Raw genomic sequence first — 5,223 nt, 5'->3', positions numbered from 1 at the left:
GGCGCTCAGACCAAGAAGCAGACCGAGCCTCAGCCGACACACACCAGACCGCTTCCACACCATGGCTTGCCCCTCAGGTCCGCCCTAGCCTTCATCCAGATAGGGGGTACACAGCTTCTCGATATCTTCGGGCGAGTCCCGATGGATCTCACGACAGGCGTTATACTTGGCCAGCGGCGTACCGCGAATATAGATACGCTGGCTGCGATCCCAGGCACCGCAGGACACGGAGCCGAAGAGGAGCACAATTCCCAAGACAAGGCGGATGAAACGCAGCATGGACGTTCTCCCGGTAGGGGGGGGGTTTAAAACCCGCCCCTACCGACGAAAGCATGCCCGGAAACGGGCCGCAGGGTCAAGAGACTGTTAAGACGCCCGGGACTCGGACGGACTGTTGAGCCGGATGCCGTGCTCATCGATCCAGCCCGAGATCAGTCGAGCCGGCGTGCGGTCAAAATAGATATTGCGCACCCGAACATGCGGACCGAGCGGTGGCTCCCCGGGACTCAGTTCGGCCGGGTCCATCTCCTCAAGCGCGGGCTCGGGCAGCTGGGACGGTCGGCGCTTGCAGCTTTCGGCGCACACATAGACCGGCACCCCCTGGTCATGGGCGGCGAGCGCCAGGACATAGGTTCCGGCTTTGTTGATGACGCTGCCGTCGGCCAGGATGCTGTCCGCCCCGATCAGAACCATATCCGCCTGGGGCACGAACAGACCAAGCTGGGCATCGGTGATCAGGGTAGTGGGAATGCCCCAGTCTGACAGACGCGCCGCCAGCCGGCGTCCCTCGTACAGCGGGCGCGACTCGGTGACAATCGCCCGGACGGGGGCGGCTAGCAAGGACTGGAAGACGGCCAGGACAGTCGAGCTCAGGCTGTGGGTGAGAAGAGTCTGGCCGGCCCCAATCAGGCTGTGCGCCTGAGCTGCGACCCGGCCCAGCGCTGCGCGGGATTCCTCGGCCAAGCCCTGGGCTGCCTCGGCCGCCTGGTGGCGGGCCTCGACCAGGGTTGGTGCCGACAGACCGGCCAGCCGGTCCTGCCAGCGCAGCAACAGGGTCTGGATAGGGGTCATGCTGGGACGGCTGGCGGCCAGCTGTTCGGCCTGCTCGCCCAGCCGACGGTAGAGGGCGGCGATGGCCGGCCCGGCCTCGGTCTGGGGGACGGGTGTCAGGCGGGCGCTGTCGGCCACGAGATCCAGGCACTGACGGGCCAGCTCGGCGGCGCCATGGCTGCGGTCTTCGGCAATAGCACTGAGCCGCGAGGCGAAATCCAGGGTATTTTTCTCTCGGGCAGGTCGTGTCATGGGCAACTCCACACACATTGGCATGGCGGACGCTGGGTCAGCCCTCATTGCGGTCTTGAGGCGGTCGGAGGAGGCTGGCGGCCGTAATAGTCCAGCGTCCGCGAGATGACCCGGGGTGGCTCAAAAGACGGCGCCTGGCCGACGAGAATCCGGGTCTGAATCGTTTGCAGGGTCCAGTTGCCGAAGGCATCGGACTGGTAGCGAAAGGAGCGCTCGCGCTTGAACCTGCCGTTCTGGCGGTAGGTGACCTCGGCCTGGGGTTGGCCGCGGGGGTTGTAGCGCACGTCGGTGCGCTGGCTGAGGCTGCCGTCCGCAGCGTAGTCATAGACGCTGTCCGAAACCAGCGTGCCGAGATAGTCGTAGCTGGCGGTGCGGGTCCGAACGGGGGTCGGTGCGGCGGCGTGCCACTGTTTCTGGATCAGATTGCCCCCTTCGTCATAGCGTGAGACGGTCCGGGCGAGGATCTGCCCGCTGGGGCTGACCTGTTGCGAGGCGATTTGATTGCCGGCGGCGTCGTAGCTGAAGACCGTCCGCGCCGTCAGCTCCTGGTCCGGGCCGTAGCGCAGCGACTGGCTGAGCCGCCCGGCCGTGTCATAGCTGGAGACCTCCCGAGCGGTCAGCCGCTCGTGGCTGTCGAGGTGCCGCACCTCGATCTGTCGGCCGATCTCATCGTACCGAAACCGCAGACGTGTCCGTTCAGCGCCATCCTCGGCGTACACCAGCTGTTCGGTCTTGCGGCCCTGCCGGTCATAGCTGGCGGTGTGCAGCGTGCGCTGCTGGCGGATGTCCCACTGCCCGTCTTTTTTCATCAACTCGGCCTGCGTGACCGTCACCGAGCGAACCGGGCCGCGCAGCTCATCGGCCTGTCTGACGCTCGTCCCCGCTCCCTCTCGACCGAACTGCTCGCACGAGCCTGCCACAAGACCGATACCCCACAGCAGCAGACCGCAGAATACACGCTGAAACCGCCGATGGGGACTTTCCAACACGCCAATATTCGTCCTTTCCGGTGCGGGATGGTGGCAGCCCCTGACATCAGCTAGGTTGGCCCGACGTATGGATTCAGCACCTCCGACCCAAGCCGGCCGACCGCCACGCCCCTGGTACACGAGCTATGCCGGGGTCATCCTGCTGATCGGGGTGCTGGTAAACCTGACCACGAGTTTCCTCCAATACGCGCCCAACCTGACTCTGCCAGCCATGCAGGCCAGCCTGTCCCTATCTTATACCCAGGCCGGCATCCTGGTCACCGGGGCCTGGATGCTGCGCGTTCCGTGCTCTTTTCTGGCCGGCCTGCTCAGCACGCGCTACGGCAGCCGGCAGCTGATTGGTCTGAGCACGCTGACCGCCGGGGCGTCCATGCTGCTGCTGGGCGGGGCAAGCCATTTCTGGATGGCGCTGGCGGCGACCTGCCTGATGGGCGCGGCAACCGGCATCGCCATCATTCCGACCATGGGGCTGCTCGGGCCCTGGTTTGACGCCCGCAGCCGCGGGCTGGCCGCCGGACTGGCCTCGGCCGGCGGCAGCAGCGCCTTTGTGGTGGCCGGCCTGGCGGTACCGGCCCTGACCTCGGCCTACCTGACGCTGGGCTGGCGCTATGCCTGGGCGGTGTTCGGCCTGGCCACGGTCGTGATTGGCGTGGCCGCCCTGGTGTATGTCCGCGAGCGTCCGGCCGGGATGGCCGCTGTCGAGCCATCGCGGGGTCTGAGCTGGCCGGCCGAGGTCTACCGTAACCCCCTGGTATGGCTGATGAGCTTCATGGTCTTCTGCTCGGGCTGGTCGCAGGGCTTCTTCAATACCTTTCTGGGCAGCTATCTGTCCGAGGAGCACGGCATCGACCTGGCGGTCGTCGGACGGCTGCTCATCCTGATTGGGGTGCTCAGCATCGGCAGCGGGATTGTCTGGGAGCGCGTTTCGGACTGGATCGGACGCAGCCTGGCCTTCTTGTGCGTTTTTGTGGTCCAAGGGGTCGGTCTGGTCCTGGTCTGGCTCAATCCCATCCCGGGCGCTCTGGTGATTGCCGCAGTACTCATCGGCCTCACCCACCGCGCGACATTCACCATATGTGCGGCCTCGGCCGGCGACTTTGTGCCGCTGCACCTGTCCTCGACCGCCTTTGCCCTGATGTCTACCGGGGCCGGCTCGGGCGCGATGCTGTCGCCGGGCATTGCCGGCGGCTTGGCCGACGCCAGCGGCAGCCTGCAGGGAGCTTTTGCCGTGGCCCTGGGTGGCTCGCTGGGCGGCGCCCTTGGCAGCGCGGTGTTGTATGGGATAATGCGACGTAGCGGTTTGAGATGAGGAGAGAAGTCGAGATGGACGATACACAGCGGGCCGTTTTCAACGACCGCCAACGCCAAGCCTTTGACAAGTCCTACACCTACTTTCTGGTTCCCCTGCCCCAGGACGTGATTGACCGGATGGGACGCATTATTGCCGCCGCAACGATCCGGGCGGGCGAGACCGTCCTGGATGTCGGGACCGGAACCGGAGCGCTGATTCCCCAGATCCGGACCTACCGGCCCGGTCGGATCATCGCCTGCGACCTGTCCGCCAACATGCTGGCGCAGGTAGCCGAGCGCTATCCCGAGGTGGAGCGCCACCAGTCTGATATCGCCGACCTGTCCCTGCCGGCGGAGTGTGTCGATGTAGTCTTCATGAACGGCATGTACGGCAACATTGCCGATAAATCCAGGGCGCTGGGCACTATCGTGCGGATGCTACGGCCGGGCGGCCGGGTAGTGATCAGCCACCCGGAGGGGCGGGCGTATGTCGAGCGTCTGGTCAAGACCGATCCGTATCCGATTACGCCGCTGCCCAGCCACGAAGAAGCCCGGACGTTTCTGGGCTCGTTCGGGCTAAGGGTTGGCCACTATACCGACGAGGAAAGATTATTGATCGTAGTCGCCGCCAAGGCGGACATCCAGGAATAGTCTTCAATACAGCGGACTTGCGCTTTTCCTGCCCGCCCGTTTGGCACGCTATCCATACCGACTTTCAGGAGACCGTGCATGCCGTCAGACGCTCAGACGATTGAGGCCCCGGCTCAGACCAGGCTGAGTGGCCCGCCAAAAACCATACCCGGGCCGCCGGTTCGGTTCCGCGACCTGGTGTCTTTTCTGGCCTTTGGCTCGCCCCGCGACCTGCTGAGCTTTTATATGGATACCGCCCGTCAGTACGGTGACATCGTGCACTTTGGTCGGGGCTCGTATTCGAGCTATTTCGTCGTCCATCCCGACTACGTCAAGCACGTCCTCCAGGACAAGGTGCGCAATTATCCCAAAAAGAACCGCTTTAACGATATGCTCAAACCGCTGACCGGTGAGGGTCTGCTGACCAGCGACGGCGAGGTGTGGCGACGGCGACGACGCCTGTCCCAGCCGGCTTTTCACCACGAACGGCTGGCCGGCTTTGCCACCGGCATGACCGATGCGACCCAGGCCATGCTGGCGCGCTGGGCGCCGCTTGCCAAACGCGGCCAGGCTCTTGATATCAGCCAGGAGATGCAGCGCGTCACCCTGAGCATTGTCGGCAGAGCCCTGTTCAGCGCCGATATCGGCGCCGACAGCGATGAGATGGGCCGGGCGGTGACACGTATCTTCGAGCACTTCAACCACCGTCTCAGACACCCCCTGTCCTGGCCCGAATCTGTTCCTACTCCTCGCAACCGTCGCTTCCACACGGCGATTGCCACGATCGACAGCGTCTCCTACCGTCTGATTGCTGAGCACCGCAAAGCCGATATCGACTCGGGCGACCTGTTGTCGATGCTGATTGCCGCCCGCGACGAAGAGACCGGCCAGGGGCTGAACGACCGGCAAATTCGGGACGAGGTCGGCACCTTTCTGGGCGCCGGCCATGAAACCACCGCCGTGACCCTGGCCTGGGTGTGGTACCTGTTGTCCAAACATCCCCACGTCGAGC

At 64.8% G+C, this 5,223-nt stretch carries 6 protein-coding genes; 3 read left to right on the top strand and 3 right to left on the bottom strand.

What is annotated here, in order from left to right; genetic code table 11:
- Positions 1-84 precede the first annotated feature (84 nt).
- The 3 genes from J4F42_21015 to J4F42_21005 all read right to left on the bottom strand — a co-directional run bounded on the left by J4F42_21015 (position 85) and on the right by J4F42_21005 (position 2,291).
- Entirely contained in the window at positions 85-279 is a 195-nt protein-coding gene (locus J4F42_21015) for a hypothetical protein (protein MCE2488003.1), read from the bottom strand.
- Between the two features lie 87 nt (positions 280-366).
- The gene (locus J4F42_21010; GenBank protein MCE2488002.1) at positions 367-1,302 is read right to left on the bottom strand and encodes a translation initiation factor eIF-2B; all 936 of its coding nucleotides are present in this window, start codon (positions 1,300-1,302) and stop codon (positions 367-369) included.
- Positions 1,303-1,346: 44 nt separating this feature from the next.
- The gene (locus J4F42_21005; protein ID MCE2488001.1) at positions 1,347-2,291 is read right to left on the bottom strand and encodes a hypothetical protein; all 945 of its coding nucleotides are present in this window, start codon (positions 2,289-2,291) and stop codon (positions 1,347-1,349) included.
- Between the two features lie 67 nt (positions 2,292-2,358).
- On the opposite strand from J4F42_21005, the gene J4F42_21000 reads away from it, so the two are divergent.
- The 3 genes from J4F42_21000 to J4F42_20990 all read left to right on the top strand — a co-directional run.
- Entirely contained in the window at positions 2,359-3,600 is a 1,242-nt protein-coding gene (locus J4F42_21000; GenBank protein MCE2488000.1) for an MFS transporter, read from the top strand.
- A 14-nt stretch (positions 3,601-3,614) separates the two neighbouring features.
- A complete protein-coding gene (locus J4F42_20995) occupies positions 3,615-4,232 on the top strand; it encodes a class I SAM-dependent methyltransferase (GenBank protein ID MCE2487999.1) in 618 nt (205 codons plus the stop codon).
- Positions 4,233-4,310: 78 nt separating this feature from the next.
- The coding region (locus tag J4F42_20990; protein ID MCE2487998.1) for a cytochrome P450 at positions 4,311-5,223 on the top strand (913 nt) is incomplete at its 3' end.

It is taken from the genome of Desulfurellaceae bacterium, from assembly GCA_021296095.1.
Taxonomy (GTDB): domain Bacteria; phylum Desulfobacterota; class Binatia; order Bin18; family Bin18; genus JAAXHF01.
This window is presented reverse-complemented; position numbering and strand designations above follow the sequence as displayed.